General features: G+C 44.3%; 11 protein-coding genes. 9 read left to right on the top strand and 2 right to left on the bottom strand.

Annotated features, from left to right (window positions below):
- Nucleotides 1-394 precede the first annotated feature (394 nt).
- The 3 genes from AC27IJ_RS19875 to AC27IJ_RS19865 are packed head-to-tail and all read left to right on the top strand — an operon-like array spanning nucleotide 395 to nucleotide 5,624.
- The gene (locus AC27IJ_RS19875; protein ID WP_312445513.1) at nucleotides 395-1,492 is read left to right on the top strand and encodes a GtrA family protein; all 1,098 of its coding nucleotides are present in this window, start codon (nucleotides 395-397) and stop codon (nucleotides 1,490-1,492) included.
- Nucleotides 1,485-3,755, top strand: a complete 2,271-nt coding sequence (locus AC27IJ_RS19870) for a glycosyltransferase (protein WP_487150491.1) — start codon at nucleotides 1,485-1,487, stop codon at nucleotides 3,753-3,755. The genes AC27IJ_RS19875 and AC27IJ_RS19870 overlap by 8 nt, the downstream gene beginning before the upstream one ends.
- Nucleotides 3,756-3,767: 12 nt before the next feature.
- Nucleotides 3,768-5,624 (top strand): hypothetical protein, encoded by a 1,857-nt coding sequence (locus AC27IJ_RS19865; protein WP_487150489.1) that lies wholly within the window; start codon nucleotides 3,768-3,770, stop codon nucleotides 5,622-5,624.
- Between the two features lie 87 nt (nucleotides 5,625-5,711).
- Here the strand turns inward: AC27IJ_RS19865 and AC27IJ_RS19860 are convergent, their stop codons facing one another.
- Nucleotides 5,712-7,679, bottom strand: a complete 1,968-nt coding sequence (locus tag AC27IJ_RS19860) for a methyl-accepting chemotaxis protein (protein ID WP_487150487.1) — start codon at nucleotides 7,677-7,679, stop codon at nucleotides 5,712-5,714.
- Between the two features lie 144 nt (nucleotides 7,680-7,823).
- On the opposite strand from AC27IJ_RS19860, the gene AC27IJ_RS19855 reads away from it, so the two are divergent.
- From AC27IJ_RS19855 to AC27IJ_RS19830, 6 genes are all read left to right on the top strand, one after another.
- A complete protein-coding gene (locus tag AC27IJ_RS19855; protein ID WP_487150485.1) occupies nucleotides 7,824-8,060 on the top strand; it encodes a hypothetical protein in 237 nt (78 codons plus the stop codon).
- 481 nt (nucleotides 8,061-8,541) lie between these two features.
- Nucleotides 8,542-9,051 (top strand): QueT transporter family protein, encoded by a 510-nt coding sequence (locus AC27IJ_RS19850; protein WP_312445521.1) that lies wholly within the window; start codon nucleotides 8,542-8,544, stop codon nucleotides 9,049-9,051.
- Nucleotides 9,052-9,338: 287 nt separating this feature from the next.
- On the top strand, nucleotides 9,339-10,223 hold the full coding sequence (locus tag AC27IJ_RS19845; RefSeq protein ID WP_487150483.1) for a hypothetical protein: 885 nt from the start codon (nucleotides 9,339-9,341) through the stop codon (nucleotides 10,221-10,223).
- A 196-nt stretch (nucleotides 10,224-10,419) separates the two neighbouring features.
- On the top strand, nucleotides 10,420-11,799 hold the full coding sequence (murC, locus tag AC27IJ_RS19840) for a UDP-N-acetylmuramate--L-alanine ligase (RefSeq protein ID WP_313152449.1): 1,380 nt from the start codon (nucleotides 10,420-10,422) through the stop codon (nucleotides 11,797-11,799).
- 408 nt (nucleotides 11,800-12,207) lie between these two features.
- Complete coding sequence (locus tag AC27IJ_RS19835) at nucleotides 12,208-13,248, top strand: DnaD domain protein (protein ID WP_487150480.1); 1,041 nt, start codon at nucleotides 12,208-12,210, stop codon at nucleotides 13,246-13,248.
- Nucleotides 13,249-13,282: 34 nt separating this feature from the next.
- The gene (locus AC27IJ_RS19830; RefSeq protein WP_312445527.1) at nucleotides 13,283-14,278 is read left to right on the top strand and encodes an ATP-binding protein; all 996 of its coding nucleotides are present in this window, start codon (nucleotides 13,283-13,285) and stop codon (nucleotides 14,276-14,278) included.
- A gap of 63 nt (nucleotides 14,279-14,341) precedes the next feature.
- Here the strand turns inward: AC27IJ_RS19830 and AC27IJ_RS19825 are convergent, their stop codons facing one another.
- Nucleotides 14,342-16,015: a S8 family peptidase gene (locus AC27IJ_RS19825; RefSeq protein ID WP_312445529.1), complete on the bottom strand. Its 1,674-nt coding sequence runs from the start codon at nucleotides 16,013-16,015 to the stop codon at nucleotides 14,342-14,344.
- Nucleotides 16,016-16,263 lie beyond the last annotated feature (248 nt).

Here is a 16,263-nt window from a genome sequence, read left to right as displayed (position 1 = left end):
CTCCCAGTTTTTAAGTTATGTTTCTGTAAATTGCTTATTCCCATGAATTTTTGGATAAATGTCAGATTTGGCACAATATTACATGATTATGTAATATTATATCTTTTCTTGAATTTCCTGTATATGGAATTACTAATAATTATAGTTATCTTTCCGAATTTAGTCAATATGGCAGATGCCTACGTGAAAAATTTCGTCAACAGAGTTTTAAGCGGCGGCAGGAGGACTTGTAAGCAGCTTCTGGAAGCAATATTTTGCCAGAATTAGTGCATTCTTCCCATCCATAATTCACCATGGCGACAAAGATTGACATAATTTTCGTTGAGTGTATATTATATAGCAAATACTTTAATTTACATAAATAAAATTATTTAAAACAGAAACGGGAGCTGAGATGAAACAAACGATCGATCACGCCATTGTATTGATTCCCTCTCTTGAACCTGACAGAAGGCTTCCGGTTTATATAAAGGAGCTGCAGGAATACGGGTTATCCCGAATTGTGATTGTAGATGATGGCTCTGGAAACGATTATCAGGATATTTACAAAGAATTGGAGGAGTGCGGTTGTACCGTTATCCATCACAGCATAAACCGGGGAAAGGGCTTTGCACTTAAAACGGGATATGACTACATAAGGGAAAATATATCAGGCTATACGTGCATCGTGACCGCAGATTCTGATGGACAGCATGCCCCGGAGGATGTTTATAAGCTGGCGGTTGAAACCAAAGGCCATCCCGATGCAATGATACTGGGAGTAAGAGACTTTAAAAAGGCCGGAATACCGGCCAAGTCCCTCATAGGAAACCGTGTTACTTCTGCAATATTTGCGGCACTGTACGGGAAATGCCTTCCTGATACCCAGTCAGGGCTCAGGGCCTTTGGCCCGAAGCTTGCTGAACGGATGCTTGACATAAAGGGAGAACGGTTTGAGTATGAAACCCAGGTGCTGATTACCTGCATCCGGTCTAAGATACCGATCCTAACGCTCCCCATTCAGACCATCTATGAAGATGAGAACAGAGGCACGCATTTTAAGGCTGTAAGGGACAGCTTAAAAATTATTGGTATCCTTGGGGCTGATTTTATGAAGTTCCTTTCATCTTCCGTCGCCTGTTCTTTTGTTGACATAGGGATAACCTGGGCGCTTCTTGACTGGATGAAGCCTTATATGAAGGGGGAGGATTTCCTTAGAATCATGATAGCCACGGCATTTGCCAGATCGGTTTCAACCGCCGGGAATTATCTCTTGAATAAAAGTATGGTGTTTAAGGACAAGCAGGCTCCAGGCCATAGCCTTATCCGTTATTTAAGCTTGTGCGTATTCAATATACTGCTGTCTGCAGCCGGAGTGTATATTCTCCATGTGTCTCTGGGATACAATGAAAAGACGGCAAAGCTTCTCTGTGATGGCTGTCTGTTTCTACTTGGTTATCAAATACAACAGCGCTGGGTATTTTCCCGCGAAGAGGGCTGGTTCCGTGAATAAAGAAGAGAAAAAACGAAATATAATTTTTATCATTACCATGGCTTTGATGACAATTTATCTGGGCTGGCGTATGATATTTACCCTGCCGCTTCATGAGGGGACATTAAGTCTGATATTTGGTATATTGCTGGTGGCGGCGGAGACCGTTATGGTATTTACCTCCTTTGAGCTTTTTTATCAAAAGATGCAGATGAATAAATTTCATCTGGAGTGTCCGGAAATACCGGATGAATATTATCCGGATGTGGACGTTTTCATTTCGACCCATAATGAACCGGCCGATATTCTGTACAAAACGGTCAATGCATGCACGTTCATGGAATATCCGGATAAAAATAAGGTACATATTTATATTTGCGATGACGGTAACCGCGAAGAGATTGCAGGGCTGGCCAGACAGTTTGGAGTCGGCTACCTGGGGCTTGCAGATAATAAGGATGCAAAATCAGGTAATTTAAATAATGCTTTAAGTAAGACCTCATCGCCCCTTATAGCTACCTTTGATGCGGATATGATCCCACAGCATACGTTTCTCATGAAGACGGTACCATATTTCCAGCTTTCCAGGTTCATAAAAGAAAACGGGAAGTGGAGACTTAAAAAGGAAGAAGAGATTGACAAAAAGTTTAAGCTTGGATTAATTCAGACACCTCAAAGTTTCTATAACCCCGATCTTTTCCAGTTCAATTTATATGCGGAAGAAAGCATCCCCAATGAGCAGGATTTCTTTTCCAGAGAAGTTAATACCATGAGAAATACCTCAAACGCGATCGCCTATACCGGCAGCAACACCGTCATTTTAAGGGAAGCCATGGAGGAGATAGGAGGTTTTCCCTTAAAAACCATTACAGAGGATTTTGAGACCAGCATACGGATACAAAAAGCGGGATTCATTACCTATGCAACGGATGAGATACAGGCGGCCGGGCTTACGACCACAACAATAAAGAGCATGATCAGGCAGAGGGTGCGCTGGGCAAGGGGCATCATTCAGAGCCTTCAGAATACCCATGCAATTGTTACCCCTGGGCTCCCCCTGCTTGCACGGCTCACTTATCTTAACACTTTTTTATACTGGTGCTCATTTTTTAACAGGCTCATATTTATCATGTCCCCTATCCTGTTTGCCCTGTTTGATTACAGGATCGTGAATAGTCATTTCTGGGATGTGATCGTGCTCTGGCTTCCTGCGTACTTTTTTTACAGCCTGTCCATGAGTTATCTGTCAAGCAACGTCAGGAACCAGAGATGGAGCCAGATCATTGACACCATATTTATGCCCTATTTGATTGTTCCGGTATTGCTTGAGACATTTCATATCCATCAAAGGAAATTTAAAGTCACCAATAAAAAGAAAGAAGGAAGCGGCATTGAGTTTGCCGTGTTTGCGGTCCCTCATGTAATTTTACTTGCGCTTTCCGCTGCGGCCATGGTCCGCTTTATCCATGGGAAATACGGCTGGGCATTATTTTACAGCAGCATTATCCTGTTCTGGATCATTCATAACATGGTTTCGTTATTCTATGCTTTATTTTTCATGCTGGGAAGACGTTCTTACAGAAGCAGCGAGCGGATCAGGGCAGAGGAAGATATCACCATACAATATAATGCCTTAAACCATAAAGCGAGGACGGCAGACGTTTCCGAAAACGGATTAGCCTTCTGGTCGGAGAAGCCCATATACCTTCCGGAAAATAAAACCGTGAAATTTGTGATTACCACGCCTTATTATAAAGCCAGACTTGAGGGGAATATCGTTTATGTGAAAGAGCAGGACAAAGGCTGGCGTTATTCCGCAGCCATCCGGGCGGTTGACGATGAAAACAAACGCCAGTACATGCAGATCATATATGACAGAACCCATTCCCTCCCAAAGCAGATGGATTTATGGGTCACCGTTTATGACGATATGCTGAGAAACATAAAAAAACGGTTGAAACAGCCGCTTTCAGACAAAAGAAAGATGCCCAGGATCCCGCTTAATAAACAAATTACATTTACAAACGGGGCTGCCTGCAGGCTGGTTGATTTTAACTACCACTACTTTTCTGTTTCCGATTTTAATACCAACGGCAGCCAGGCTGATAAGTTTATCTATCATACAGAAAGCGGGATTCCTTTAGTACTAAAACGGACGGGAATATACATACGGCATTCATCAAAGGAGTTATTGTCAGTTGTGAACCTTAATGATCTCATTCGGAAAAACAGAATCAATCAGATTATGGTTGACATAACAAACACAGAGGAAAAAGAAGGGTAAAGGATGAGTGTTATGGTCCATATGTTAATGGCAGTGGCACTTTTGTGTTCCCTGTCCGGCTATATGATGTTTACAAGGGAAATACTGGGGCTTCTGGCAGAGTTCACTCCTGTCTTTGTCTGCTCAGCGATTGCCTGCACCGTTTACTTTTGCGGACTGGCCGGCTTTTTACTGCCAGGGTCTGCAGCCGTGCTTGCCGCAGGAATTATTCTGTTTTTCTTCTTTTTATTAAAGAAGATCAGAAATCAGTCCTATGGAAATTTCCACATTTCCCCGTTCCAGGCGGGGTTTGCTGTTGGAAGTCTGCTCTTTTTTCAACTGCTGTTTGCAAGCAGGCTGGTACACTATGACAATTTCTCCCACTGGGCCATAGTTGTTAAGCAGATGCTAAACACCAATGCATTTCCTGATGCCGCATCTGCCTTGATTGATTTTAAAAATTATCCTCTGGGTTCTTCCTCGTTTCTCTATTTTATCTGCCGCTTCGCCGGGAATTCCCAGGGGATTATGCTGGCAGCCCTGGGAGCCCTTATTTTTTCCTGCTTCTATGCCATGTTTGGGGTGATCAGGGAAAAGAAGCGGTTTTTGCTGTTTGCTTTTTTGGCGGCAGGCTGTTCCCTGCTGTCCATATTTAACATTACCATACGGATCACCAATCTGTTGGTCGATTTTCTCCTTCCCATATATACCCTTGTATTATTTGTGATGATATACAGGTATCAGAGGGAAATAAAGAAGACCTGCATTTGCATCATACCTGTAGCAGGGCTAATAATGATTATAAAAAATACCGGAACCATATTTGCGGGAATTGGATTTCTTTATCTGATTTATGTCTGGTTAAAGAACAAGGATAAATCCTTCTGGAAAAATGGGCTGGCAGTGCTTCTTTCCGTGGGAGCTGCTTCTATTCCATATCTTTTATGGAATATCCATATGGCGGTTAATTTCCAGGGGGTGGAAAATAAGTTTGAAGTTTCTGCCAACAACCTCCACGGCATTACCGGAGGAAAAAGTCCGGAAGAGATACGTCAGATAGCCGATCTGTTTGTCAAATCAGTGTTTAATATCACAAGCCGCCCTGCCATGGGGATTCTGGGTGTAGATGCGGCCGCCATATTAGCCAGTGTATTTGCAGCCGCCCTGTTAAAGAAAAGCTGGAACTTATGGAAGGCGCTGATCGCATTAAACATGGTTCTTATCGGTTACTATCTCGGCATTCTTGCCCTTTATGTCTTCTCCATGCCTCTTGACGAGTCCCTCCGATTGGCTGGGTTTGAACGTTACGCATCAAGTATCGTGGTTTTGTTTGCCGGAGGGCTGGTGCTGTGCGCAACCGTTGACCTTGAAAATTCGTTTTATTATAAATCCGGTGAGCTGCCGGATTACCGGGCGTTTAAAACCGTGGAAAGCAAGGACCGGTATCAAAAGGGCATCATCTTTTTTATGGCGTTAGCCATAACCCTTCTGATGTCAGAATACAATGGCATGCAGACCATCCGGCGTTCCTATAAAACGACCCTGCCTTACAAGGTATATCAGGTTACGGGAGACCGCTGGTATTCCGGCGGCAAGGTGGATGAAAACAGATATTTATTCTATGCATCGGATGTGGACAGCCAGGTAACGGATTATTATCTGCAATACATTGGGAGATATATGCTTTATGCCCCCAACGTAGACGGCATCTGTGCATTTTATGAAGATAACTTGATTCATCTGTTAAGCAGCTATGATTTCCTTGTTATAGTTGAAAGCGATGGGGATGCAAAACATCTGATGCAAAAGTATTTTGGCGTTTCCGGGAAGGAAGGGATTTATAGGATCATTCATTCCGATGAGAGACTGGCAATAGAGCTGGTGGAATAAAAATCCGTATACAAATAATGCCGCTTCATTATGAATGATGATTATTAATTGGTCATGAATCATTCATTATGAAGCGGCTTTTATTAATTAAAACTTAAACTGGTCCATAAGGCCATTTAAAATCTGGGCCTGACTGGAGAGCTCTTCGCTGGTAGCTGCGCTCTCTTGTGCAGTAGCAGAATTGGTTTGCACAACGCCGGATATCTGGTCGATTCCTAAGGCCACCTGGGCAATGGAGCTTGCCTGTTCCTGGGATGCTGTGGTGATTTCATATATCAGGGAAGCCATTTTTTCGGAAGAAGCGGCGATCAGTTCCAGAGAATCCGCTGTTTCCCCTACGATCCCTGTTCCCTTCTGCACCGACAGGGAAGAACTTTCGATGAGGGAGGCAGTGTTTTTTGATGCCTCTGCGCTTTTTGACGCAAGGTTGCGCACTTCGTCAGCAACGACGGCAAAACCCTTTCCTGCTTCTCCGGCACGGGCGGCTTCAACCGCCGCATTTAAGGCCAGGATATTGGTCTGGTAGGCGATATCCTCGATGGTTTTAATGATCTTCCCGATTTCACTGGAGGTCTGGTTGATCTCGTTCATTGCATCGGTCATTCTCTTCATCTGTTCTTTACCATTATCCAGCTGGGAAGAAGTTTCCTTTGCCTGGAGAGTGGCCTCCTCTGCATTTTTAGCATTTAGATCCACATGAGAAGAAATAAGGCTAATGGTGGCCACCAACTCTTCCACGGAACTGGCCTGCTCCGTAGCTCCCTGGGAGAGAGCCTGCGCCCCTGCGGATACCTGCTCCGCGCCGGAGGCTACTTCCTCAGAGGACTGGTTGATCCTTAGGAGAGTATCTCTAAGCCTGGACTGCAGCTGGGTCATGGACTGTAGGATTCCGCCAAACCCTCCTGCATAGGCGGATTCGCAGCTGGAAGAAACCGTTAAGCTGCCCTCTGCCATCTCATTGAGAATATGATCCACATCTCCGATGATCATTTTTAGCCCGTCCACCAGTTCCTGGGTAGCTCCTGCAAGTACACCGGTTTCGTCCTGGCTGTTAATAACGGGAACAGTAGAATCTAAATCGCCCTGCACCAGCCTTTTTAAGCGTTCGGCACAGGCATTTACGGGATTTCCGATTTTTCCGGCCAGGACAACGGATATGATTCCGGCCACAATCAGTGCTGCGATGAGCAGTATTACCGAAATGATGATTCCGGTTGTGGTTGCTCCCATAAAGTCAGTCATGGGCGCTTTGAGGCCGAAGCTCCAGCCGTCGGTTCCTTCAATGGGCGCATAAGCCAGGAATTCGTTTACACCACCCTTGTTGTAACGGCCAAAGCCGCTTTTTCCTTCGGTCATTCCCTTCTCAAGAGCAGCAAGGGCTGCCAGTCCGGGATCTGTCTTTGCAATGTCCTGGGTATTTGTCACATTGGTAACATTCTCCATATCCACGTCGGCAATGATGCCGCCGTTTCTGTTCAATATGTAGGAGCTGCTTCCCTTGCTTATTTTTATGCTGGCAACGATGTCATTTAAAAAAGTCTCAGTGGGAACAAAATATACGACGCCTACTACTTTGGAATTCGGAATTCCCTTATCCCACAATGGGGCGGATATTATAATGGTAAGCTGTCCTGTGATCTTACTGATCAGGGGATCGGATACCGCTGTCTCGCCCTTTAGGGATTTCTGGAAATAGTCCCGGTCAGAGTAGTCTTTTCCATCGAATAAACTGATCCCGTCTGCTCCCAGTATGTTTCCCCGCTGGAAGCCGTGGGCCTTCGCTTTCTGGTCTAAAATGGTTTTTTTATCCTCCACGCTGATTCCTGAACTGGAAAGACTGTCAATGCTGCCGACTTCATAGGCAATCGTTTTATAAATGTCCAGTTCTTTGGAAACCCGCTGTGATGCGGTGAGGGCCAGCTCCGTCATGGTCTGGTTCATAGTTCCGATCATGCTGGAATAGTTTAAATAAATGCTGGTACCTCCCACTGCACATAGGGAAAGAAATACCGTCAAAGCCATGCTAAGCAATATTTTCATTTTTATACTTTTCATTATCACTCCTCCTTTGTACTTCGCTTAAGCCGGAAAAAACAGGGTTTGAAAGCGAGACTTTTTGAACTTAAGTATACTTTATGTTGGGAAAAATGTCTAATTCCTTTTCTATGATATGATTTAAAATGTCAATAAGCAAGTCATTTGCAGAAAAATAAAAGCGGAATCAATGACTCCCTGAGGGGCCGAAGCGCAGCAGATTATCTATCCGATTTGGACCATTCCAATATTATTCGAAAGATGTTGGCAATTGCTGCCTTAAATGCTCTGACCGCTGCCTGCTGGCAAAGTGGAGCGGCAAAAGGGTATCAGGTGCAGATTCCCCAGGGCGGAAAGAGTGCAGAACGGCTCATCATAAATAAAAATCAGTCCAGCATTTAAATTTAATCGGTTAATAAAAGTCCTTCAGGCGTATAACTGCCTGTGGGACTTTCACTTCAGAAAGCTTGGAGCGAATGCCGCAAGTGTTCTTTTTCTGATTCCCGCCTTTCATTTCATCTGTATTTATTCACCAAAAACTGTTTTAATCAGCTGGGTATTGACAGTGATGCAGTGCGGATGAAATATTTGAATTCCCATTACATTAATATATCTATAATTATAGGATAGCACGATACTGTTACCGATTCCCATGTATTATCCACAACAAGTGCGGAAGTAACGAATCTTTTACCAATGCCTCAGGAAGCTCCAAATACGTTGTGGATGAATTTGGGGTACGTCTTGCATTTCAAGGTAATTTATGCTATAGTAACCCCGTACCAAGGTCGTAGAATTCCTTGATTAATAAGGAGTTTTGCAAGTAAAGACCGGTGTGTTCGAGACCTTCCACACCTAAAACAAAACTAAAGGAGAAATGAATATGCATTACAAAACTTCAGAAAAGACCTATTTTATGGTCTTTTCAGCGGCGATTGCTGCAGTCTACACTGTGCTGACCATGGTTTTTGCACCTGTCAGCTTCGGCCCAATCCAGTTTAGAATTTCCGAGATTCTCTGTATTCTGCCATTTTTTACTCCGGCAGCAATACCTGGATTGTTCATTGGGTGTTTCCTGTCAAATTTATTATGCGGAGCAGCTACCCTGGATGTGATTTTCGGAAGTATTGCAACCCTGATCGGAGCTATCGGTTCCTATAAGCTTCGGAAAAACAGATGGTTGGTATGCCTCCCGCCGATTTTAGCAAATACCATAATTATCCCATGGGTTCTGCGGTACGCATACGGCTCAGAGGATATCATCTGGTATGCGATGTTTACGGTTGGAGCAGGGGAAATTCTCGTGATTGGGGTTCTTGGAAACATACTGCTTGGCGTGCTGAACAGCTACAGGCATGTAATATTCGGGCGTTTCCTGTCAGATAAAAAATAGCCTCCGGAATGATACGGTGCCGCAGCATAGCTCCAAGTATTTAAAAGCTACTTTTGAGCTTGTTCAGGTGTTTTGTAATCAGCAGCCTGAATAAGCTTTTTTTGTTATAAATAGCAAATGAATTCCATAAAAGTATTATTACAGAGAGTGTTTTCTTCCCTCATATCACAGAATTAATAGGCGGGTTACAGTCAGTATATAAATTTAGCCGAATATGGAAAATGTTACCAAAATGTAACCGCCTTCGTTTATAATTATAACATAACATAAGGATGATGGTGGAAATTATGACAAAAGGAAGAGTGAGTGTAGTTCGCGGTACCGACCGGTATATTACCGTAGCAGTGGATGAATGCGACGATTGGAGCATTAAAGGGGTTATGTTTCATTGCGATGATTCTCAGGGAATCCTATACGGCAGTATGTTGGAGATGATTTTAAATATGGACCGTATATTTGATTCCATGGGCTGTCCAAAACAGACATTTCAAATGCGTCATTTTCCCGGAACCAATCCTCCTGATTTTGTGACCAGGATCAGTAAAGAGAGTGAACGAAAGGGAAAACGGAATACCTTCCGTATATATGTGCAGTATCGTTACCATGCCAGCTGGCAGGGACTGATCCACTGGGAGGAAGGAGACCGGCAGGAGCCGTTTGAAAGCACGCTTCAATTAATTCTTTTAATGAACCAGATGTTAAGAAGAGATTTCCAGATGGGACAGGAAGGGGAATCATTGAATTCCTTCCATGTGGCCATTGATGCTTATGATTCCGGGCAGATTCTGGGAAACTATCAAAATATACCTGCTGACTTAACAGAACGGCACGAAGTTATGTCTGACCTGGCAGGGACCCTTGGGAATTTTATGAAGGTCAAGGTTTTAAAGGAAAATATTCCAAAGTATGGAATGCAATATGGACGTCTGATTTCCGATGAGGTTTGTTCCATGTGCAGGAGAGGCGGGCAAAAGGCAACCTTTTCTATTAAAATAATGTTTCGTGAGCATTCTACATGGCAAGGCATTATTTACTGGCGGGAAGGCAGGGTGGAGCAGCCTTTCCGGAGTTTCAAGGAAATGCTTTATCTGATGGTATCAGCAGTGGGTGTTCCGCAGGAAAGCAGTGGTAACCTTGTAGAAGATGTGCCGCCAATTGCACTGGGTTCATAAGAACTGTGTCATAAAGTGCACTTTACAGAACATAAAATCTGTAGGGTGCATTTTTTTGATTGTAATTATATTGTAGATTTTCTCGGTGCTTTCTTATATAATAAAGAAGAAAGCAGTTGCCTTTACATAAGAAAAGCGTTAAAAGTAATGGAAGGCATCAGTTATTACAGAAAACAAAATTAAGGATGGAAAAAGCATGTATCAAATTGATTTTCATAAACCAGAGGCAATTCATTTTATTGGAATAGGCGGAATCAGCATGAGCGGATTGGCGGAAATTCTCATTGATGAGGGATTTACCATTACAGGGTCAGATTCCCAGATATCAGAGCTGACACGCCATTTAGAGACAAAGGGTGCAGCAATCGCATATGGCCAGCGGGCGGAGAATATTAAAGAAGGAATTGATGTGGTGGTTTATACAGCCGCCGTTCATCCCGATAATCCGGAATTTGCACAAGCCAGAGAAAAAGGACTACCCATACTCAGCCGTGCAGAACTTCTTGGACAAATGATGAAAAATTATGAGAACTCCATAGCCGTATCCGGAACCCACGGAAAGACCACCACCACATCTATGATCACTGAGATTCTTTTGGCAGCTGAAACAGACCCCACCATATCGGTAGGCGGAATCTTGAATTCCATTGGCGGCAATATCCGGGTGGGCGGCCCCAAACTGTTTGTAACAGAAGCCTGCGAATATACCAATAGTTTTCTCTCCTTTTTCCCCACCATGGAGGTGATCCTGAACATAGAGGCTGATCATCTGGATTTCTTTAAAGATATTAAGGATATCCGTCATTCCTTCCGTCTGTTTGCCGAAAAGCTTCCCCAAAACGGCTCTCTGGTGATTAATAACGACATAGAGAGCAGGGAAGAGATCACCCAGGGACTGCCATGTAACGTGATCACATTTGGCAAGAAGGCGGGAAGCAGATACCAGGCCGAAGTCATCCGGTTTGACGAATTGGCAAGAGCTACTTATGATTTAAAGGTGGATGGGAATGTTGTGGATACCGTAACGCTTGGCGTTCCGGGAGAGCATAATGTGTATAATTCCCTGGCAGCTGCGGCAGTCTGTACAGAGCTTGGAATTTCTGTGGAGCTGATTAAAAAAGGGCTGAAGCGTTTTACCGGCACCAACCGGCGTTTTGAAAAAAAGGGAGAGCTGTCCGGCATTACCATTATTGATGATTATGCCCACCATCCCCAGGAAATCAGGGCGACTCTTGATACGGCTAAACACTATCCTCATCAAAAGCTGTGGGTGGCATTCCAGCCTCATACGTATACCAGGACAAAGGCGTTTTTAGATGAATTTGCAGAGGCATTGTCTCTGGCGGACGAGGTGATCTTAGCGGACATCTATGCAGCCCGTGAAGCGGACGATTTAGGAATCAGTTCTAAGGATATTGCGGAGAGAATCGAGAAAAGAGGCGTCAAATGCCATTATTTTTCATCCTTTGATGAGATTGAAACATTTATTTTGGAAAATTGTATACACGGTGATTTGTTGATAACTATGGGGGCTGGAGACATAGTAAAAGTGGGGGAAAAGCTTTTAGGCTTATAGTTATCCACATTATCCACATAGTTTTCAACATTTTATGTTAAGAAGCTATGTGGATTTTTTAATTTACATAATTTATATTCTCACAATTTATAAAATCTCGGTTTTATCAGCAAATCGACATGATTCGGAGGAGAAAACTTATTTATGTATACCTGGTTTCCACATTATCCACATTATCCACAATTCATTTAGTGGATAACTGCGGCTATTTTCTTTTGATAGGACCTGTGGTATGATGTTCACGAAGGCAATGAGCAGTGCGAAATAGGACATGGGAAGATTTTCGTTGTGCTTGCACATAAGAAAAACTTGCCATGGCCAATTTCATAGGGCGAATGCCCGTGAGTGAGAGAACCCATAAGCTCCTCTCGCTGCACTGCGGACTGGCTATATGAAAAAGGTGAGGTTATGTCATTGAATATGAAAAGCAGTTTCAAGATCAACGTTACGGTGATTTCCAATGAGTTCATTGATGAATATATGGCTGCGGCCAATGGGGAGTACGTAAAGGAATATTTATATTTGATGCGCCATGAAGGGGAAGAGATCACCGTATCCATGATCGCGGATGCGTTAAACCATACGGAATCGGATGTGGCGCGGGCCTTATCTTACTGGAAGAATGCCGGAGTCCTTAAAGGGGGCATTCCGTTAAAACAGACGGTGTCTCCAGCGGCATCTGAGACGGCATGTTCCGGAATAAACGCAGATGTACAAGCGAAACCCGAGGCAGCCGGCCGCAGGATGGTCTATTCACCTGAGAAGATAAGCGGTCTTGCCGGAGATGAGGATTTTTCCCAGCTTCTTTATATTGCCCAGAAATACATGAATAAGGTATTCACCCAAAGGGAGTGCGAGGTGTTCGCCTACCTATATGACGGCCTGCACATGCCTGCCGAGCTGCTGGAATATGTGGTGGAATATTGTGTGCAGGGCGGACACAGCAGCATCCGTTATATTGAAACAGTGGCGATCAACTGGCATGAAAAAGGGTTCCGGACCGTGGATGATGCCAAGGGCTATGCCCATACCTTTACCAAGGATTCCTTTGCAATCATGAAGGCCTTTGGATTAAGTGACAGGAAACCGGGAGATTTGGAGCGGGATTTTATAGACAGGTGGTTCAGGGCCTATGGATTTGCCAGAGACTTGGTGGTTGAAGCCTGTAACCGGACGCTGGCGGCCACCCATGCGCCCAGCTTCCAGTATGCGGACAAAATATTAGAGGGTTGGAAAAAGGCTGGAGTACGCTCCATGGAAGAGGTTAAAAAACTGGATGAACAGTATGCGGACCGCGTGAGAAGCGGAGAACATAAGGCAGGAAAAAGCGGAGATAATAAGCAGGCCCAGAGCCAAAAAGGGAAAAGGGGACAGAACCAGTTTCAGAATTTCCCTCAAAGGGAGATTGATTATGATGCCCTTGTTCTAAAACAATTAACGGAGCAGTAGTTTACATAAAGCAGCAGGAGGAATGGAGGTAATTATGGCGCTGAGCAATTCACAGTACGATGCAATCATGCGGGCATATGGGCAGCAACAGTTTAAGAACCGCCATGAACAGGAAGAGCGGATTGCGGAAGTATACCGCAAGATTCCGGTTATCAAAGAGCTAGATGATTTCATCAGCACCAGTGCGGTGGCCAGTGCGCGCAGACTTCTTGACGGGGACAAGGGAGCCCTTAAGGACTTAAGAAGTGAAATTGCAGATTTGAGGGAACAAAAGAGTGTGCTATTAAAGGCTTCCGGTTTTTCGGCTGATTACATGGACATGCGGTACCGGTGCCCGGATTGTAAGGATACCGGATACGCAGATGGGATCAAGTGCCACTGTTTCCACCAGTCTGAAATGAAATATCTTTATGCCCAGTCAAACATCGAACAGATTATTGCGGTAGAAAACTTCGGCACTTTCTCTTATGAATACTATGATGATACCAGGGTTGTCCCGGTTCTTAACAGGACCGTCAGGCAGTATATGGGACAGGTCGTGGAGACCTGCAAGAACTTTGTAAAGGGATTTTCCGCTGAACATGGAAACCTGCTGTTTACTGGTCCTACCGGAGTCGGTAAGACGTTCCTGACCAACTGCATTGCCAGGGAGCTGATTGACCGGTACTGTTCCGTGATATACTTATCCGCCAATGATCTGTTTGAGGTGTTCTCCAAGAACCGGTTCGATTATCAGGATGAAGATGATATGAAAGGGATGTACCAGTATATTCTGGACTGCGACCTTCTGATCATTGATGATTTGGGAACAGAGCTTAATAACAGCTTTACATCTTCAGAATTGTTTTACTGCATCAACGAACGGCTTAATTCTTCCAGGGCCACCATTATTTCCACCAACCATCCCATAAATGAGCTCAGGGACCGGTATACGGAACGAGTGACCTCCAGACTGATCAGCCGTTATACGGTGATCCCTCTCTATGGAGATGATATCCGCATCAGAAAAAAAGAAAAAAGAACCAACTAGCTAAAAATCCAGGAAGCCCTTTATGCAGTCAGGCCCCTGGATTCTCTATGTTCTTTGCGGTTATCAAAGACTGGCAAGCCGTTCAAAAAGACGGTTTACATCCACCTGACCATATCCCCAAATGTTATTTGGATAAACATCAGAACTGCTGCGTGTTGCACTGCTTATTAAGAGGCGGTTTACATTATTACCAGTCATTCGTGGATAATTGTTTCTGACAATCGCCCATTCAAGCACCATGGCAACGATTCCGGTTGCATGGGCCGCTGCTGCTCCGGTACCAGTTACAGTCCCATACTGGTTTCTTGGAACCGCACAGGTGAGCTGGTAGCCCGGTGCGGCCAGGTCTGGCTTGATCTCACCGATTCTTGTATAGCCTCTGCCGGATTCCGGCAGTATACTGTTATTCGTATCGTTATAACCGGCCACTGTCAGCTGATGCCTTCCATTTCCCGGAGAGGTTATGGTAGTATCAGGATTTGAATTGAGAAAATACGTTTCTCTTGAGATCATATCTCCGGTGGGCAGCCAGGAATGGAAAGCAAAGGGTTCGCTTTCGATGTTCTGTACCCTCAGATACCAGATGCCGGGAAGAAGGTTGTTAAATCGCAGCAGGATGAGCTGATCTCCGTTTCCCTCCTCAAATATGATATTGTTGACGTAGATGGTAGTCTGGTTAAATATGAAACTGAACCTTCTGCATTGATTGAAGGTGGGAAAAACAGGCTGGGTAGATTCCCGGTTCGGAGAAGAGATATCTACGGAAAGCCTTGCCGGGGCATATGACCAGATCTCCATGGAAAACATTTTATCATTGCTTCCAACTCTTAACTCAAAATCATTGTAGTAGGGAGCTGCATTAGTAGCGTTAAAATAATGTCTCTGGCTGTTTCCTTCATTGCCGGTGGAAACGCATACTCCGATTCCAGGAAGCAATGTGAGGTAATCGATGTAGCTGTCAACGGCTCCTCTGCCGTCATGACCTCCCTGGTTGCTTCCTAACGCAATGCATATCACAACGGGTTGGTTATTCCGTTCCGAAATCGTGACCGCATAACGGATGCCAAGAATGATATCGGATTCCTGATAGCAGAGAGCATCTTCCGGAACAAAGAAGATATTTTTCAAGTTTTGTTTTGCTTCCTTCAACTTGACGATTACAAGATCAGCCTGGGGTACGACACCGCTGAAAGATTCGGCTACGTTCGGAGTACCGGCAAGAACACTGGCTATGGCGGTTCCGTGTCCGATGGTATCTGTTGTGGGGACAATGGATAAAGGATCTTCTGAGCTTAATGCGGCATTGATCTGATCCCTGCTGTATTCGGAACCGAAAGTAAAGGTTTCGGGAACCGTACCGGTTTGCACTGTCTGGTCCCATATGGAGATAATGCGGGAGGTTCCGTCATTATATTTAAATGCAGGATGCTGGTAGTCGATTCCGGTATCAATGACAGCCACCAGGACTCCTCTTCCAAACAGGGCCAGGTATGGATTTCTCTGAACCGTTGAGATGCCGGATTTTTCCAGGCTCGTGGTAGAGGTGAGAGTGTAGAGGAAGGGAAAACTGTTATAGGGATGACGGCCTAAATCACAGGGATCTACGGTGCTGACCGGTACGTGAAGAAGAGAATCCCTTATATCTAAAGGGGTGATATTATTTCCGGTATCATAGGAAGGAGCCAGGGTATTACTGATTATTAAGTCATAATAATTATTATCCAAAATTTTTAACAAGATTAATCCTCCCTGTATTTGATGGGTACATGATACATTTTATGCGGAAAAGCGTCTATTATGAAGATCTCATGGTTCATTGCAGTGAATTCCAAGTCAGCCTGTAATGCGAGTAAAAATCTGGTTTCAAACGTAAGAAATTAGCAGTTGCATCAAGTGTAGCCAAAGGTTACAATGAAATATAAAGAGTCTTAATCGTATCGATTAACTTGACTATTTCCGCACATAATGTTATAAAAGAACCGTTG

It is taken from the genome of Lacrimispora sp. YZC11, from assembly GCF_057543815.1.
Note: the sequence above shows the minus strand (reverse complement) of the source record. Positions and strands in the feature narration are given on the sequence as shown.

Coding starts and splice junctions, on each gene's coding strand:
- AC27IJ_RS19830 (WP_312445527.1), top strand. CDS start 13,283: ATGGCGCTGAGCAATTCACAGTACGATGCAATCATGCGGGCATATGGG.
- AC27IJ_RS19875 (WP_312445513.1), top strand. CDS start 395: ATGAAACAAACGATCGATCACGCCATTGTATTGATTCCCTCTCTTGAA.
- AC27IJ_RS19860 (WP_487150487.1), bottom strand. CDS start 7,679: ATGAAAAGTATAAAAATGAAAATATTGCTTAGCATGGCTTTGACGGTA.
- AC27IJ_RS19835 (WP_487150480.1), top strand. CDS start 12,208: ATGTCATTGAATATGAAAAGCAGTTTCAAGATCAACGTTACGGTGATT.
- AC27IJ_RS19845 (WP_487150483.1), top strand. CDS start 9,339: ATGACAAAAGGAAGAGTGAGTGTAGTTCGCGGTACCGACCGGTATATT.
- AC27IJ_RS19865 (WP_487150489.1), top strand. CDS start 3,768: ATGGTCCATATGTTAATGGCAGTGGCACTTTTGTGTTCCCTGTCCGGC.
- murC (WP_313152449.1), top strand. CDS start 10,420: ATGTATCAAATTGATTTTCATAAACCAGAGGCAATTCATTTTATTGGA.
- AC27IJ_RS19850 (WP_312445521.1), top strand. CDS start 8,542: ATGCATTACAAAACTTCAGAAAAGACCTATTTTATGGTCTTTTCAGCG.